The sequence below is a fragment of the Luteimonas sp. J29 genome (genome assembly GCF_000472505.1).
Lineage (GTDB): Bacteria > Pseudomonadota > Gammaproteobacteria > Xanthomonadales > Xanthomonadaceae > Luteimonas.
In genome coordinates, this window is the sequence record NZ_AWZR01000006.1 from 165,450 (window position 1) to 179,931 (window position 14,482).

Genomic DNA, 14,482 nt, shown 5'->3' on the forward strand with positions numbered 1-14,482 from the left:
TGGCAAGTACCGTTCCACCGGCGTGCGTTCCGCCCGCGCGCGAAGGCGCCCATATCGGCTGCCACCTTCCGAGAGGGACCTGCCATGAACGCATCCGTGCCTGCCAGCGACGCCCGCGTGGTCCGCAAGGTCCGCGGCATGCCCGCATCCGACGGCGCCGGGGTCAAGCTGACCCGGGTGATCGGCGGCGGCATGCTGCCCGACCTCGATCCGTTCCTGCTGCTCGACGAGTTCGCCACCGACCGGCCGGACGACTACCTGGCCGGCTTCCCCGACCATCCGCACCGCGGCTTCGAGACCGTGACCTACATGCTCGAGGGGCGCATGCGCCACCGCGACAACCACGGCAACGAGGGCCTGCTGGTCCCCGGCGCGGTGCAGTGGATGACCGCCGGCCGCGGCCTGGTGCACTCGGAGATGCCCGAGCAGCAGGAAGGACGCATGCGCGGTTTCCAGCTGTGGGTGAACCTGCCGGCCAGCGACAAGATGACCGCGCCGCGCTACCAGGAATTCCCGCCGGAGCGGCTGCCGGTGGCGTCGCCGGCCGAGGGCGTTGTGGTGAAGCTGATCGCGGGCGAGGTCGAAGGCGTGCGCGGCCCGATCGTGCAGCCGGCGACCGATCCGCTGTACCTGGACGTCAGCCTCGCGCCGGGCGCGCGCTGGGCGCATGGACTCCCGTCCGGGCACAACGCCTTCGCCTACGTGTTCGAAGGCGCTCTCGCGGTCGGCGAGGGCGAGGACGCCCGCCCGGTGTCGGCCGGCGAGCTCGCGGTGCTGGGTGGCGGCGAGCGGCTGGCGCTGGCGGCGGGCGCGGAGGGCGCGCGCCTGATCCTGGTGGCCGGCCGTCCCCTGCAGGAACCGGTCGCGCGCTACGGACCCTTCGTGATGAACACGCGAGAGGAACTCATGCAGGCGTTCGTGGATTACCAGGAAGGCCGTTTCTGAACGTCTGCCAGGTCCGGATGTCCGCCGGACATCCGGGACCGGCACGCAACTTGCGAGCCAACCGGGGCGTGTGGGAGCGCGCGCCGGCCCGGCGGGCGGAAGGCAGGGGGTATAGTGGATCCGGAAATGGAGTTCGCCCCCCTGCCGGACGTTGAACGCCACGGTGCTGTCGCAGTGCAGCACATCCCCCATGCAGAGCTGTGGCCTCGTGGTCCCTTCGCTACATGGAGTGCCTTCCGATGAAACCGATACTGCTGATGCTCGCGGGCCTGCTCTGGGCGGGCCATGCCTTCGCGCAGGACGCGGCGGAGAACTGTCCCGAGCTGCCGCCCGATGCGGACGTGACCTGGGACGTGGTCAACGGCCCCGATTTCCTCTTCTGCCGGGCGATCCGGGTGTCCGACGGTTCCCAGGCGCTGTCGGTCATGCTCGGTCGCGAGGCGACGTTCCGGCCGGACCGCAACCTGCGTGCGAACGAGGCGAGGATCGACGGGCACAAGGTGCGCTGGTACCGCGGCGAGGTGGCCACGCGGCGCGACGTGCACGTGCGCGAGACCGTGGTCGAACTGGGCAAGCGCAGCACCGCGCACATCGTGGTGCGCGCCGATTCCGAGGACGCCCTGGCGCAGAACCTGCGGTTGGCCGAGCGCATGCACTTCCGTGCCACCGCGATCGGCGGGGACTGATCCGCGCCTGTTTTCCCGTGTTTTCCGGCCCGCCCGGCCGGTGGACGGCGCGCCCGGGGCGGCCCGCGCCGCGCGGCCCGGCATGCGCGCCGCAAGCGCGCGCACGCGATCGCGCGGGCCTGTCAGTTGCTGCCGATGCGGCTGTCGTTGAAGCGCATCTGCTCGGCGAGGCGGAGGCTGTCGGCCAGCTGCGCCTCGTCCTCGACCCGCAGCATGATGTGCGCCTTGAGGTCCTTGCCCAGTTCGATCAGCGTCTCGCGCACGATGGCTTCCTCGTTGGGGAGCTGGCCGCGGTACCAGCGCACCTTGTGCCCGTCGATGCGGCCGGCCTCCTCGCGCAGCGACATGCGCTCGCGAAACGGCGAGTCGGCACGCAGCATCACCGAGAAGGCCTGGAAGCCGTCCTCGCGCACGGCCTTGCAGAACAGGAAGTCGTCGCCGGCGACGGTTTCCCAGGCCAGTCCGGTCGTGGCCGGCAGTTCCGGGCAGGTGGTCGGCAGTTCGGCCAGGGCCTGGAGCGGCAGCAGCGCCGCCATGCAGAAGAGAAGTCGTCTGGTTCGCATGGTGACCGTCCTTGAGTGGTGGCCCGACCATGCCATGCCGCCGTTCATGATGCAACGCACAAAAGTTTGAAGTGCGTCACTGTCTTGCGCTGTCAGGCCAGTCGCCGCGTGCGGGACCGACGCGGCGGGTCAGCCGGCCGTCCGGGTTCGGGCGGTTCTCAGGGGGCGGCGGCGTCCTGGCGCGCGACCTGGAGCGAGGCCCGGCCCGCGGCATCGACGCGGACCACGCTGAGCCGGTCGTACTCGTCCTCGTCCATCGGCTCGGCCGGGCAGGCGCACAGCGCCGACACGATCTCCGGAACGGTATTGCTGTGACCGGCCACGAGCACCGTGCCGCGCGGATGGTCCGCACGCAGCCTGGACGCGAACTCGCCGGCCGCCAGGTGCGCGTCGTACGCCACCGGCTCCAGCCCATGGCGGCGGGCGGCGGGTCCGATCGTCTCCTGTGTGCGCCGGTAGCCCGTCGCGTAGGCGGCGACCAGGGGTTCGGCGGCCATGCGGTCGGCGAGCCGGTCGGCGCGGGCCCGTCCGGCCTCGGACAGGCCCGGGTCGGCGCCTCCCGCGGAGTCCTTCTCGGCGTGGCGGACCACAACGAAGGTCGCGCCGGCGGCGTCGTCGGGGGGCGGGGTCGCGGCGCAGGCGGCCAGTGGCAGGAGCGTCGCCAACAGGGCGGCGCGGAGGCGGATCGGGTGCATGCCGCCATTGTGCGGCATTCCCGGCCCGGTCCGGGCGCCTCAGTGGTGCCGGCGGGGGCGCCAGCGGCCCTGCTCGTCGCGAGCGTAGTTGCGCTTGACCGCGGCCCAGGCCACGCGGCGCGCGGCTTCCTCGCGGGTGGCTGCGACGCTCCCCCCGTCGGGGTCGATGTAGTGGTCCCAGGCGCTGTTGAACGCTTCCAGCCAGGCCAGCTGGGCGGGCCGTGGCACCTGGTCGCGCACCGGCGCGGGCAGTTCCTTCAGGTGTATGTAGGGCACCGTGATGCCTCCGGGAGGGGGGGCGGGGATTCTCGCGCCGCGCCGGTGAGAACCGGGTGAGGCTGGACGTGGCTCAGGCCACGCCCGCCGCCGGCGCGAGCGCGATCAGCAGGCCGCGCGCCGCCTTGAGCCGGGTGTCGAAGTCGGGCAGCTCGAGGGTGATTCGCAGCTTGTCGGGGCCGTCCATGCGGTAGTGGCGGGGTTGGCCCTGGATCAGCCGGATCACCGCCATCGGGTCGACCTGCGGCTTGTCGACGAACTGCAGCCGCCCGCCCGACTCGCCCAGGTCCAGCTTGCGGATGCCCAGGCGGGTGGCCTGGAGCTTGAGTTCGGCGGTCGCGAACAGCTGCCTGGCCGGCTGCGGCAGCAGGCCGAAGCGGTCGATCATCTCCACCTGCAGTTCGCGCAGCTCGCCCTCGTCGCGGGCCGAGCTGATCCGCTTGTACAGGGTCAGGCGGGTGTGCACGTCGGGCAGGTAGTCCTCGGGGATCAGGGCCGGGACGTGCAGTTCGACCTCGGCGCCGCGGTCCACGGGCTCGTCGACGTCGGGCAGCTTGCCCTGGCGGATCGAGCGCACCGCGCGTTCGAGCAGCTCGGTGTAGAGGCTGAAGCCCACCTCGGCCATCTGCCCGCTCTGCTCTTCGCCCAGCAGCTCGCCGGCGCCGCGGATCTCGAGGTCGTGGGTGGCCAGGGTGAAGCCGGCGCCGAGCTCGTCCATCGAGGCGATCGCGTCCAGGCGCTTCTGCGCATCGCTGGTGATCGAGCGCCCGTCGGGCACCACCAGGTAGGCGTAGGCGCGGTGGTGCGAACGGCCGACGCGGCCGCGCAGCTGGTGCAGCTGGGCCAGGCCGAACTTGTCGGCGCGGTTGATGATGATGGTGTTGGCGTTGGGGATGTCGATGCCCGACTCGATGATGGTCGAGCACAGCAGCACGTTGAAGCGCTGCTTGTGGAAGTCGAGCATCACCTTCTCCAGCTCGCGTTCGGGCATCTGGCCGTGGGCGATGCCGATGCGCGCGTCCGGCACCAGTTCCTGCAGCTGGCGCTGCATGCGGCCGATGCTCTCGACGTCGTTGTGCAGGAAGTAGACCTGGCCGCCGCGCGCCAGCTCGCGCTGGAAGGCCTCGCGCAGCATCGCGTCGTCCCAGGCGTGGACGAAGGTCTGCACCGCCAGCCGGTGCGCGGGCGGGGTGGCGATGATCGACAGGTCGCGCAGCCCGGCCATGGCCATGTTGAGCGTACGCGGGATCGGCGTGGCGGTGAGGGTGAGCAGGTGGACGTTGGCGCGCAGCGCCTTGAGCGCCTCCTTCTGGCGTACGCCGAAGCGCTGCTCCTCGTCGACGATCACCAGGCCCAGGTCCTTGAACCGCACGTCCTTCTGCAGCAGGCGGTGGGTGCCGACGATGACGTCGATCTTCCCTTCCGCCAGCTTGTCGAGTTCGGCCTTGATCTCCTTCGTGCTCTTGAACCGCGACAGCACCTCGACCCGGATCGGCCAGTCGGCGAAGCGGTCGCGGAAGTTGCGGTAGTGCTGCTCGGCGAGCAGGGTGGTTGGCACCAGCACCGCGACCTGCCTGCCGGCCGCCGCGGCGACGAAGGCCGCGCGCACCGCGACCTCGGTCTTGCCGAAGCCGACGTCGCCGCAGACCACTCGGTCCATCGGCTGGCTGGAACCCAGGTCGCGGATCACCGCCTCGATCGCGGCGTGCTGGTCGGGCGTTTCCTCGAACGGGAAGGCCGCGGCGAAGGGCTCGTACATGGCGCGGTCGAGCGGCAGCGCGAGGCCGGCGCGGGCCTGGCGCCTGGCCTGGATCTCGAGCAGCTCGGCGGCGACGTCGCGTACCTTCTCCTGCGCCTTGCGCTTGGCCTTGCTCCACTGCTCGCCGCCGAGGTTGTGCAGCGGTGCGGTCTCGGGCGAGGCGCCGGAGTAGCGGCTGACCAGGTGCAGCTGCGCCACCGGCACGTAGAGGCGGTCGCCCTTGGCGTACTCGATGTCGAGGTATTCGCCGGGCTGGCCGCCGGCCTCCAGCGTCACCAGGCCGCGGTAGCGGCCGACGCCGTGGTCCTCGTGCACGATCGGCGCGCCCTCGGCGAGCTCGCCCAGGTCGCGGATGATGGCTTCCGGCTCGCGGCCGGCGCGGCGCCGGCGACGCGGTTGCGCGGCGCGTTCGGGGAACAGCTGGCGCTCGGTGAGGATCGCCAGCAGCGGATCGTCCAGTGCGAAGCCGTCGTCGAGCGGCGCGACCGCGATCGCGAAGCGCGACGCTCCACCGCCGGCGACGAATGCCGTGAAGTCGGGAACGACGTCCGGCTTGAGCCCGGCGGCGTCGAGCATTTCAAGCAGCGCCTCGCGGCGGCCCGCGGAATCGGCGGCCACCAGCGTGCGGCCCGGATAGCTGGCGAGGAAATCCTTCAGGGCGGTGCCGGGCGCGGACTCGCGCAATGCCAGCGGCAAGGTCGGCGCCGGCTGGTCGCCGAGCGCGGCTGCCTGCGCATGCCGCGGATGGCCGGCGCCGCACAGCTCGATGCGGCTGCCCTGGTTGAGCCGCTCGCGCAGCGCGTCAGGCGGCATCCACAGCTCGTTGGGCGGCAGGATCGGGCGCTCGATGTCGTGGCGCAGCTGCTCGTGACGCTCGCCGGCCTGGGTCCAGAACGCGTCCGCCGCCTCCAGCGCACCCTCGTCGACGAGGGGCAGGGTGCCGTCGGGCAGGTAGTCGAACAGGGTCGCGGTGTCGTCGAAGAACAGCGGCAGGTAGTACTCGATGCCCGCCGGCGCGATGCCGGCGCGCAGATCCTGGGCGAGGGCGCTGCGGCGGGTGTCGATGTCGAAGCGTTCGCGCAGCACGTCGAGCACGTCGCCGAGCGCCTCGGCGTCGGTCGGGACCTCGCGGCCGGGCAGCATGCGGATCGCCTCGACCCTGTCGAGCGAGCGCTGGGTCTCGGGATCGAAGGCGCGGATCGATTCGATTTCCTCGTCGAACAGCTCGATCCGGAACGGGCCCGCGGCGCCCATCGGGTACACGTCGAGCAGTCCGCCGCGCACCGCGAAGTCGCCCGGGTCGTAGACCTGCGGCACGTTGCGGTAGCCGGCGCCCTCGAGCCGCCGCTTCTCCGCATCGAGGTCGAGGGTCTGGCCCACCTTCATGTCGAACGCGCCGCCGACCGCGTAGCGCAGCGGCGGCAGGCGCTGGAGCAGGGTCTGCACCGGGACGATCACGACCGCGGCGCGGTCGAGCGACGGCAGCCGCAGCAGCGTGGCCAGGCGCTGCGAGACGATGTCAGGATGCGGGCTGAAGCGGTCCCAGGGCAGGGTTTCCCAGTCGGGGAACAGCACCACCGGCAGGTCCGCGTCGCGGCCGAGCAGGGTGTGCAGGTCGGCTTCGAGCTGGTGCGCGGCATGGGTATCGCGCGCGACCAGCAGCAGTGGCGCGCCGTGGGCCCGCGCCGCGCGCGCCGCGTGCCAGGCCAGGGCGCTGCGGCTGGCGGGAACGCGCCACCAGGCGCGGGGCTGGCCGCTGCGGGGCAACGGCGGGGCGGGGGACTTCGCGGGCATCAATGGAATCCGGACAAGCACGACTGCGCCGGCAACGGCGTTGCCAGCGTGCGAAAGCGCGGATCTTACCGTGCCCGGGCGTGGGGGTCAGGGCATGTCCGCCCGGTCGTCACGTTTCCTCGCGCAGCCACTGCAGGCGGTGCGCGCCGCGCCCGGGCGCCAGCGCGGCCTGCAGCGCGGGCAGCAGGGCCTGGAGCGTGGCGTCCAGGCGCCAGGGCGGATTGCACACCAGCACGCCGCTGCCGTTCATGCGCAGCACCGATTCCTCGGCCCGCACCATCAGTTCGGCCAGCAGCACCGATTTCGCCGGCAGCTGCGCCGCGCGGCGCAGGAACGGCCCGAGCGCCGCGCGCTGCTTGACCGGGTACCAGAGCATGAACATGCCCTGCGGCCAGCGGGCCAGGCCTTCGCGCAGGGCGGCCAGCACCGGGTCGAACTCCCCGCGCTGGGCTTCGTACGGCGGATCGACCAGCACCAGGCCGCGACCGATCCGCCGTCCGCCGTGCCTGGGCGGCAGCAGGGCGCCGACCGCGGCATAGCCGTCGCGCTGGTGCACGCCGATGCGGCGGTCGCCGGCGAAGCAGCGCCGCAGCGCGGCGGCCTCCTCCGGCTGCACTTCGCAGCACGCGATCGCGTCCTGCGGGCGCAACGTGTGGGCCAGCAGCCAGGGCGAACCCGGGTAGGCGCTGCCGCCGTGGGCTGCGCGGCAGGCGGCGATCGCGGCGCGGTAGGGCTCGAGGGCCGGGGGCCGCGCATCGTGGCCGAGCAGGGCCTCCACGCCCTCGTTGGCTTCGCCGGTCCGGCGCGAGGCCTCGTCGTCGAGGAAGTACAGCCCGCGCCCGGCATGGGTATCGAGTGCGAAGCACGGCGCCGGCTTGGACGCCAGCGCCTCGCACAGCGCCAGCAGCACGCTGTGCTTGAACACATCCGCGTGGTTGCCGGCGTGGAAGGCGTGGCGGTAGTTCATCGGGGCGCAGACTCGAAAAGGCGTGCGGCGCGGCGGACGAGCGCCGGCGTTGCGGGCATGATGGCATCGCGCGCCGTCCACGGTCAGCTCCCCGCCCGCGCACTCCGCCCGGGTTCCATGCCTGCGACCCCTGGTCGCGAGCGGGCCTGCCATCGTCGCACGTGCCATGCGCATCGCGCAGGGAGGGCGCCAGGCCCGGCGCTGCCAGGCCGGCCGCGACGGCCGGAGGACGATGCGCGGCCGCTCGGCGTGGTGTTGCCGTTCCAGGTCCCGGCGCCGACGGGCGGTAGAATCGCCGCCATGCAAGCGCTCGGCGGCCTCGTCCTCCACCGCATGACCGGTGATCGCGCGCGGCGGCATCTGGCCGATGTCGCCGCGCTGCGCATCCGCGTGTTCGCGGATTGGCCGTACCTCTACGCCGGCGACCTGGACTACGAGCAGGACTATCTGGCCGCCTACGCCGCCTCGCCACGCGCCGTGTTCGTGCTGGCCCTGGACGGCGAGCGCGTGGTCGGCGCGTCCACCGGGCTGCCCCTGGTCGATGAAGCGGCCGCGTTCCAGGCCCCGTTCCTCGATCGCGGCCTCGATCCGGCCCCGGTGTTCTACTTCGGCGAGTCGGTGCTGCTGCCGGAGTATCGCGGTCGCGGCGTCGGGCACGCGTTCTTCGATGCCCGCGAGGCGCACGCGCGGGCGCTGGGCGGATTCACCACCACCGCCTTCGCCGCGGTCGACCGCGATCCGGACGACCCCAGGCGCCCGGCCGGCCACCGCGACAACGAGGCGTTCTGGCGGGGCCGTGGCTACGTGCGCCAGCCCGGGCTGACCATGGCGCTGGACTGGGACGAGGTGGGTGTGGGTCCGACGACCCACGCGCTCACGTTCTGGACCCGTCCGCTGGAGCCGGCGGGGTGAAGATCGCCGTCGCCCGCCATGCCATCGGCGCGCCCGGCTCGTTCGACGAGTTCGCGCGCAGGCAGCGGCGCCTGCTTGGGGACGTGGCCGCGCAGGGCGCGGAGATCGCGGTGCTGCCGGAGTACCTGTCGCTGGAGCTGGGCGCCAGCTTCGAGCCTGCCGTGGCCGGTGACCTTGCCGCATCGCTGGCCGCCATCCAGCGCTACCGCGACGACTGGCTGGCCCTGTTCTCGGGCATCGCCCGCGACACCGGCATGCTGGTTGCGGCGGGGACCTTCCTGCTCGATGTGGGCGGTGGGCGCTACCGCAATCGCTGTGACCTGTTCGCGCCCGACGGCGGCCACGGCTGGCAGGACAAGCTGCAGCTGACCGGCTTCGAGAAGCGCGCGGGCATGATCGACGGGGGCGACGCACTCAAGGTGTTCGAGCACCGCGGCCTGCGGTTGGCGGTGGCGGTCTGCTACGACAGCGAGTTCCCGCTGCCGGTGCGTGCGCAGTACGAGGCCGGTGCGCGGCTGCTGCTGGTGCCCAGCTGCACCGACAACGCCGCCGGCGCGACCCGGGTGCGGGTGGGCTGCCTGGCACGGGCGCTGGAGAACCGCTTCTTCGTCGCCCAGTCGGTGACCGCCGGCGAGGCGCCGTGGAGCCCCGCGCTCGACGTCAACACCGGCGAGGCGGCGGTGTTCGCGCCGATGGACGCAGGCTTCCCGGCCGACGGGGTACTCGCGTCCACGAGCGGCGAGGGAGAGTGGGCGCTTGCCGACATCGACCCGCTCGCGCTGGAGGCCTCGCGCGAAGATGCGCAGGTGGCGAACGACCGCGACTGGCCGGGGCAGCTGCTGCCGCCGCTGGCGGGCGCACGGGTCGAGCGGTTGGATTGAGGCGCGCCGGGGCACGGCGCCAGCGGGCCGATGCGCAGGCGCAGGCGGGGACCCGCCGGACGGGAGGACGCAGGCCGGAGGCCACCTCAGGCGGCGATCCCCTCACCGGCCCATGCATGCCGCATGCATATCCTGGCCAGCAGCCGGTCCAGTTCCGCGGTCATCTGCTGTGGCGACAGCGCCCGGACCGCGTTGCGGGCCGCGACGCCCATCGCGCGCAGACGCGGCAGGTCGCCGCCAAGCTCCGCCGTCGCGGCCAGGAACCCGAACGGGTCGCCCGGATCGACCAGGACGCCCTGCCTGCCGTCGACGAGGTGTTCGCGCGCAGCGCCACGATCGAACGCGACCACCGCGACCCCGCTGGCCATGGCCTCCAGGGTGACGTTGCCGAAAATGGTGTCCAGGCAGGGTTGTATGCACAGGTCGGCGCTGGCCAGGAGTCGCGCCAGGGCGTCGCGCCCCAGGAAGCCGGTGAAGGTGCACTCGGGGAATTCCCGCTCCAGGCCGCGACGCATGGGACCGTCGCCGGCCACGACCATGCGGGCGCCCGGACACGATCCGCGGAGCACCCGGTATGCCTGCAAGGCCAGCCGTATGTTCCGCCCCGGTGCAAGCCGTCCCACGTGGATCAGGAGCGGGGCCTCGGGCGACGCGCCCAGGGCCGCGCGCAGTTCGGGGCTGCGCTTGCACGGGTGGAAATGGTCGGGATCGACGGCTCGCTGCAGCAGGCACGGCCGCGGGAAGCCCGCGGCATGGAGCGCCGTCCACGCCACCCGGGTCGGGACGAGGGTGGCGTCGCCCTGTTCATGGAAGCGGCGAAGCCTCGCCAGGGCCGATGGGAGGCGGGCGCACGCGTCGGCACCTTGGAGTCGGCCATCCGGCCAGGCGTGGAAATCCGTGGCGACCGGCAGGCGCAGGCGGCGGGCGACGTGCACGGCCGACCAGCCCAAGGGTCCCTCGGTGGCGACATAGACCGCATCGGGGCGCGCGCGTGTCCACGCCTCCATCAGGCGTCGTCCAGCCAGGGAAGGGATGCGGTTCCGCGGCCAGAAGGCGCGGGGCGCATGGCTGCGCGCGGCAGTTCCCTGTCCCGGCTCGACGCAGGAGACGCGATGGCCCCGTTGCCGCAGCCCACGATGGAGCAACTCGACGGTCTCGCCCGCCCGGCCGGGGGAAGCAGGGCAGGTGTCGGTGACGATGGCGTAGTGCATGCGGGCCTCCTCTCCGGCCCCATTCATGCTAGACACAGACGATGACGCGCATATGGCGCATGCATGACCCGCCCATGACGCACGGTGCCGACGGCCTGGCTGCGCGTCGGCTCAGGTGGTGGCGATCTCCAGCTGCACGCCCAGCGCCGCGATCTGCGGGGGCTCGCCTTCCAGGTCGGCGCGCAGCAGGGGGCGGTTGTGCAGCCAGCGCCGGTCCAGGCCCAGCACCATGCGCGGGCCGTCGACCAGCAGGTCCAGCCGCGGGATCTCCTCCGAGTCGCGCGAACGGTGCAGCAGGGCCGCGATGCGCAGCAGCGCGGCCGTCCGGCGCGCCGACGGCAGCAGGCGGTCGGGCAGCGCGTCGAACGCTGACTTGGGGATCTTGCGCCGGTGGGTACGCACCAGGGCGGCAAGGAACTGTTGTTCCTGGCGCGAGAAGCCGGCGATGTCCGAGTGCTCGATCACGTACGCGCCGTGGACCTGGTACTGGCTGTGCGCGATCGCCAGCCCCAGTTCGTGCAGGCGCGCGCCCCAGGCCAGCATCAGCAGATCGTCGGGATCGAGCTTCCACGCCGGCGCGGCCTGTTCGAACAGGCGGATGGCGGTGCCTTCCACGCGCGCGGCCTGGGCCTCGTCGATGCCGTAGCGCTGGGTGAGGGCGAGGATCGAGGCCTCGCGCGGGTCGTGGCCGCTGCCGCGGCCGAGCATGTCGTACAGCACGCCCTCGCGCATCGCCGCCTTGCTGACCGCCATGCGTTCGAGGCCGAGTGCGTTGAACGCGGCCTCCAGCACCACCACGCCGCCGGCGATGATCGCGCGGCGCTCGGCGGACAGGCCGGGCAGGTCGATGGCATCGATGCTGCCGGCCTCGAGCAGGCGGTCGCGCACCTGCGGCAGCGCCTGGGCCGTGACGGCGCCCTTGGTGAGCTTCATCGCGACGCAGATCTCGCTGATCGCCTTGTTGGTGCCCGAGGCGCCGATCGCCTCGTTCCAGCCCAGCGCGCGGTAGGCGTTGGCGAACTGCTGGAACTCGGCGCCGACCTCGATCACCGCCTCCTGCCACTTCCTGGGCGACAGCCTGCCGCTGCCGAAGAAGCGGCGCGTCGTCGCGATGCACCCCACCTGCAGGCTCTCGCGCTCGATGGTCTGGAAGCCGCGGCCGATGATGCATTCGGTCGAGCCGCCGCCGATGTCGATCACCAGCCGCAGGTTGCCCGGCTTGGGCGGCTGGGCGTGGGCCACGCCGAGATAGATCAGGCGCGCCTCCTCGCGACCGGAGATCACCTCGATACCGTGCCCGAGCGCGGTCTCGGCCGGCACCAGGAACGACTGCGGCGCGGCCATCAGGCGCACGGTGTTGGTGGCCAGGGCGCGCACGCGGTGCGGCGGGATGTCGCGGATGCGCTGGCCGAACCGGGCCAGGCAGGCGATCGCGCGTTCGCGCACCTCGCGGTCCAGCCCGCCCTTGGCGTCCAGCCCCTCGGCCATGCGCACGGCCTCGCGCAGGCGGTCCACGATGCGCAGCTGGCCCAGGGTGTAGGCGGCCACGACCATGTGGAAGCTGTTGGACCCGATGTCGATCGCGGCCAGCATGTCGCCGTCGCGCAGCGGCGCCACCAGCGATCCGGCTCGGGCGAGGGCATCCATCATGCGCAGATTTTCGCGAGCAGCGCGGACTGCGCCGAGTGCGGAGGGGCGTCGTCGGAAGGCAGGACTTTGCGGTAAACGCCGTCCGCATGCAATTCCCATGCGTTCAAGGTGTCGGCCAGGCAGTTGTCCAGCACCTCCTCCCTGACCCGCGCCGCCAGCTCCGGATCGAGGATCGGGAAGCAGGTCTCGACCCGCCGCAGCAGGTTGCGTTCCAGCCAGTCGGCGCTGGCGCAGTACAGCTCGGGTTGGCCGTCGTTGCCGAACCAGTACACGCGGTGGTGTTCGAGGAACCTTCCGACGATCGAACGCACCCGGATGTTGTCGGAGATGCCCGGCACCCCCGGGCGCAGCGAACAGGCGCCGCGCACGATCAGGTCGATCGAGACGCCCGCCTGGGAGGCCGCGTACAGCGCGCGCATCACCTGCGGCTCGTTGAGTGCGTTCATCTTGGCGATGATCCGCCCGGGACGGCCGTTTCGCGCATGCCCGGCCTCGCGCTCGATCCGCGCCAGGATCCCCGCGTGCAGGGTGAACGGCGACTGCAACACGCGGCTGAGCGAGATCGCCGGCGCCAGGCCCGAGAGCTGCTGGAAGATCATGTGCACGTCGTTGCCGATGTCCGGGTCCGCGGTGACCAGGCCGATGTCGGTGTACAGGCGCGCGGTGCCGGAATGGTAGTTGCCGGTGCCCAGGTGCACGTAGCGCCGCAGCTTGCGGCCCTCGCGACGCACCACCAGCAGCATCTTGGCGTGTGTCTTGTAGCCGACCACGCCGTAGACCACCTGCACCCCGGCCTCCTGGAGGCGGTCGGCGAGGCCGAGGTTGGCCTCCTCGTCGAAACGCGCGCGCAGCTCGACGACCACCGTGACGTCCTTGCCGTTGCGCGCGGCCTGGACCAGGTGCTCGACGATGGGCGAGTCGCGCCCGGTGCGGTAGAGGGTCTGCTTGATCGCAAGGACGTTCGGGTCCTCGGCCGCCTGCTTGATCAGCTCCAGCACGGGCGCGAACGAATCGTAGGGATGGTGCAGCAGCAGGTCGCCGTCGGACACGAGGTCGAAGATCGCCTCGGTGCCCTTGGGCATGCGCGGCTGGAACGGCGGGAACTTCAGTTCCGGCCGCTGCACCAGGTCGTAGACCTGGATCACGCGGTTGAGGTTGACCGGCCCGTCGATGCGGTAGACCGCGTTCTCCGGCAGGTCGAAGTTCTGCAGCAGCGTGCGCACGATCGGCCGCGGGCAGTCGGCGGCGATCTCCAGGCGCATGGCGCGCAGGTAACCGCGCTGGGCGAGTTCGTCGCGCAGCGCCAGGGCGAGGTTCTCGACCTCGTCCTCGTCGACGAATACCTCGGAGTTGCGCGTCACACGGAACTGGTAGGCGCCCTTGACCTGCATGCCCGGGAACAGCTCGTGCACGAACTCCGACAGCACCGCCGACAGGAACACGAAGTCGTACTCGCCGCCCGAGGCCTTCTCCGGCAACTGGATGATCCTGGGCAGCGAACGCGGCGCGCGCACGATGGCAAGGTGGCCGGCCCTTCCGAAGGCGTCGCGGCCCTTGAGCACGACCACGACGTTGAGCGACTTGTTGAGGATCTTCGGGAACGGGTGGGCCGGGTCCAGCCCCAGCGGCGAGAGCACCGGCAGGATCTCCTTGCGGAAGTAGGCGCGCAGCCAGCGCGTCTGGCGCGCGTTCCACTGGCCGCGGCCGAGTACCCGCACGCCCGCCTCGGCCAGCGCCGGGCACAGGACCCGGTTCCAGCAGTCGTACTGCGCGTCGACGAGTTCGGCGGCGCGTTCGTGGATGCGGCGGAGCACCGTCGTCGGTGCCATGCCGTCGGGCGGCGTGGGTACGGTGCCGAAGTCCTGCGCGTGGCGCACGGTCGCGGCGCGGATCTCGAAGAACTCGTCGAGGTTGGTGCAGGAGATGCACAGGTAGCGCAGCCGCTCCAGCAGCGGCACCGACTCGTCCATGGCCTGGGCGAGGACGCGGAAGTTGAAGTCGAGCTGGGACAGTTCGCGGTTGAAGTAGAGCGAGGGATCGCGAAGCGGGTCGCCCTCGTCGCCACTGGTGGCCGGGGGTTCGGTCGCCGGCGCGGGCGCGCCGCGGCCGCGCGCCCGGGGCGGACGTGTCGGGCGTTGCACGG

General features: G+C 72.1%; 12 protein-coding genes. 4 read left to right on the forward strand and 8 right to left on the reverse strand.

The annotated features are described in order from the left end of the window. Positions 1-84 precede the first annotated feature (84 nt). Positions 85-945 carry a pirin family protein gene (locus tag LUTJ29_RS0111570; RefSeq protein ID WP_027072658.1) on the forward strand — a complete coding sequence of 287 codons (861 nt, stop codon included), beginning with the start codon at positions 85-87 and terminating at the stop codon, positions 943-945. Between the two features lie 239 nt (positions 946-1,184). Further along, positions 1,185-1,631 carry a hypothetical protein gene (locus LUTJ29_RS18145; RefSeq protein ID WP_144774662.1) on the forward strand — a complete coding sequence of 149 codons (447 nt, stop codon included), beginning with the start codon at positions 1,185-1,187 and terminating at the stop codon, positions 1,629-1,631. Positions 1,632-1,753: 122 nt separating this feature from the next. Here the strand turns inward: LUTJ29_RS18145 and LUTJ29_RS18150 are convergent, their stop codons facing one another. The 5 genes from LUTJ29_RS18150 to rlmJ all read right to left on the reverse strand — a co-directional run bounded on the left by LUTJ29_RS18150 (position 1,754) and on the right by rlmJ (position 7,685). Continuing rightward, positions 1,754-2,194 (reverse strand): hypothetical protein, encoded by a 441-nt coding sequence (locus tag LUTJ29_RS18150; protein WP_156911571.1) that lies wholly within the window; start codon positions 2,192-2,194, stop codon positions 1,754-1,756. 158 nt (positions 2,195-2,352) lie between these two features. Then, a complete protein-coding gene (locus tag LUTJ29_RS17265; protein ID WP_051322956.1) occupies positions 2,353-2,889 on the reverse strand; it encodes a histidine phosphatase family protein in 537 nt (178 codons plus the stop codon). Between the two features lie 39 nt (positions 2,890-2,928). After that, entirely contained in the window at positions 2,929-3,165 is a 237-nt protein-coding gene (locus LUTJ29_RS0111590) for a ChaB family protein (RefSeq protein ID WP_027072659.1), read from the reverse strand. 73 nt (positions 3,166-3,238) lie between these two features. Continuing rightward, on the reverse strand, positions 3,239-6,718 hold the full coding sequence (gene mfd, locus LUTJ29_RS0111595) for a transcription-repair coupling factor (protein WP_027072660.1): 3,480 nt from the start codon (positions 6,716-6,718) through the stop codon (positions 3,239-3,241). 109 nt (positions 6,719-6,827) lie between these two features. Continuing rightward, entirely contained in the window at positions 6,828-7,685 is an 858-nt protein-coding gene (gene rlmJ, locus LUTJ29_RS0111600; RefSeq protein ID WP_027072661.1) for a 23S rRNA (adenine(2030)-N(6))-methyltransferase RlmJ, read from the reverse strand. Between the two features lie 300 nt (positions 7,686-7,985). Here rlmJ and LUTJ29_RS0111605 point away from each other — a divergent pair, with 300 nt between their 5' ends. Both LUTJ29_RS0111605 and LUTJ29_RS0111610 read left to right on the forward strand, forming a co-directional pair. Further along, the gene (locus LUTJ29_RS0111605; RefSeq protein WP_027072662.1) at positions 7,986-8,597 is read left to right on the forward strand and encodes a GNAT family N-acetyltransferase; all 612 of its coding nucleotides are present in this window, start codon (positions 7,986-7,988) and stop codon (positions 8,595-8,597) included. Further along, positions 8,594-9,478 (forward strand): carbon-nitrogen hydrolase family protein, encoded by an 885-nt coding sequence (locus LUTJ29_RS0111610; RefSeq protein WP_027072663.1) that lies wholly within the window; start codon positions 8,594-8,596, stop codon positions 9,476-9,478. Before LUTJ29_RS0111605 ends, LUTJ29_RS0111610 begins: the two co-directional genes overlap by 4 nt. An 86-nt stretch (positions 9,479-9,564) precedes the next feature. On the opposite strand, the gene LUTJ29_RS17270 is transcribed toward LUTJ29_RS0111610, so the two are convergent. From LUTJ29_RS17270 to ppk1, 3 genes are all read right to left on the reverse strand, one after another. Then, positions 9,565-10,689, reverse strand: a complete 1,125-nt coding sequence (locus tag LUTJ29_RS17270) for a glycosyltransferase (RefSeq protein WP_198012679.1) — start codon at positions 10,687-10,689, stop codon at positions 9,565-9,567. Between the two features lie 111 nt (positions 10,690-10,800). Next, complete coding sequence (gene ppx / locus LUTJ29_RS0111620; protein WP_051322958.1) at positions 10,801-12,336, reverse strand: exopolyphosphatase; 1,536 nt, start codon at positions 12,334-12,336, stop codon at positions 10,801-10,803. Continuing rightward, complete coding sequence (gene ppk1 / locus LUTJ29_RS17275; RefSeq protein ID WP_051322959.1) at positions 12,336-14,480, reverse strand: polyphosphate kinase 1; 2,145 nt, start codon at positions 14,478-14,480, stop codon at positions 12,336-12,338. Before ppk1 ends, ppx begins: the two co-directional genes overlap by 1 nt. Positions 14,481-14,482 lie beyond the last annotated feature (2 nt).

Excerpts from the sequence above, each read along its gene's own strand:
- LUTJ29_RS0111605 (WP_027072662.1), top strand. The coding sequence starts at position 7,986 with ATGCAAGCGCTCGGCGGCCTCGTCCTCCACCGCATGACCGGTGATCGC.
- LUTJ29_RS18150 (WP_156911571.1), bottom strand. The coding sequence starts at position 2,194 with ATGCGAACCAGACGACTTCTCTTCTGCATGGCGGCGCTGCTGCCGCTC.
- ppx (WP_051322958.1), bottom strand. The coding sequence starts at position 12,336 with ATGGATGCCCTCGCCCGAGCCGGATCGCTGGTGGCGCCGCTGCGCGAC.
- LUTJ29_RS0111570 (WP_027072658.1), top strand. The coding sequence starts at position 85 with ATGAACGCATCCGTGCCTGCCAGCGACGCCCGCGTGGTCCGCAAGGTC.
- mfd (WP_027072660.1), bottom strand. The coding sequence starts at position 6,718 with ATGCCCGCGAAGTCCCCCGCCCCGCCGTTGCCCCGCAGCGGCCAGCCC.
- rlmJ (WP_027072661.1), bottom strand. The coding sequence starts at position 7,685 with ATGAACTACCGCCACGCCTTCCACGCCGGCAACCACGCGGATGTGTTC.
- LUTJ29_RS17270 (WP_198012679.1), bottom strand. The coding sequence starts at position 10,689 with ATGCACTACGCCATCGTCACCGACACCTGCCCTGCTTCCCCCGGCCGG.
- LUTJ29_RS18145 (WP_144774662.1), top strand. The coding sequence starts at position 1,185 with ATGAAACCGATACTGCTGATGCTCGCGGGCCTGCTCTGGGCGGGCCAT.
- LUTJ29_RS17265 (WP_051322956.1), bottom strand. The coding sequence starts at position 2,889 with ATGCACCCGATCCGCCTCCGCGCCGCCCTGTTGGCGACGCTCCTGCCA.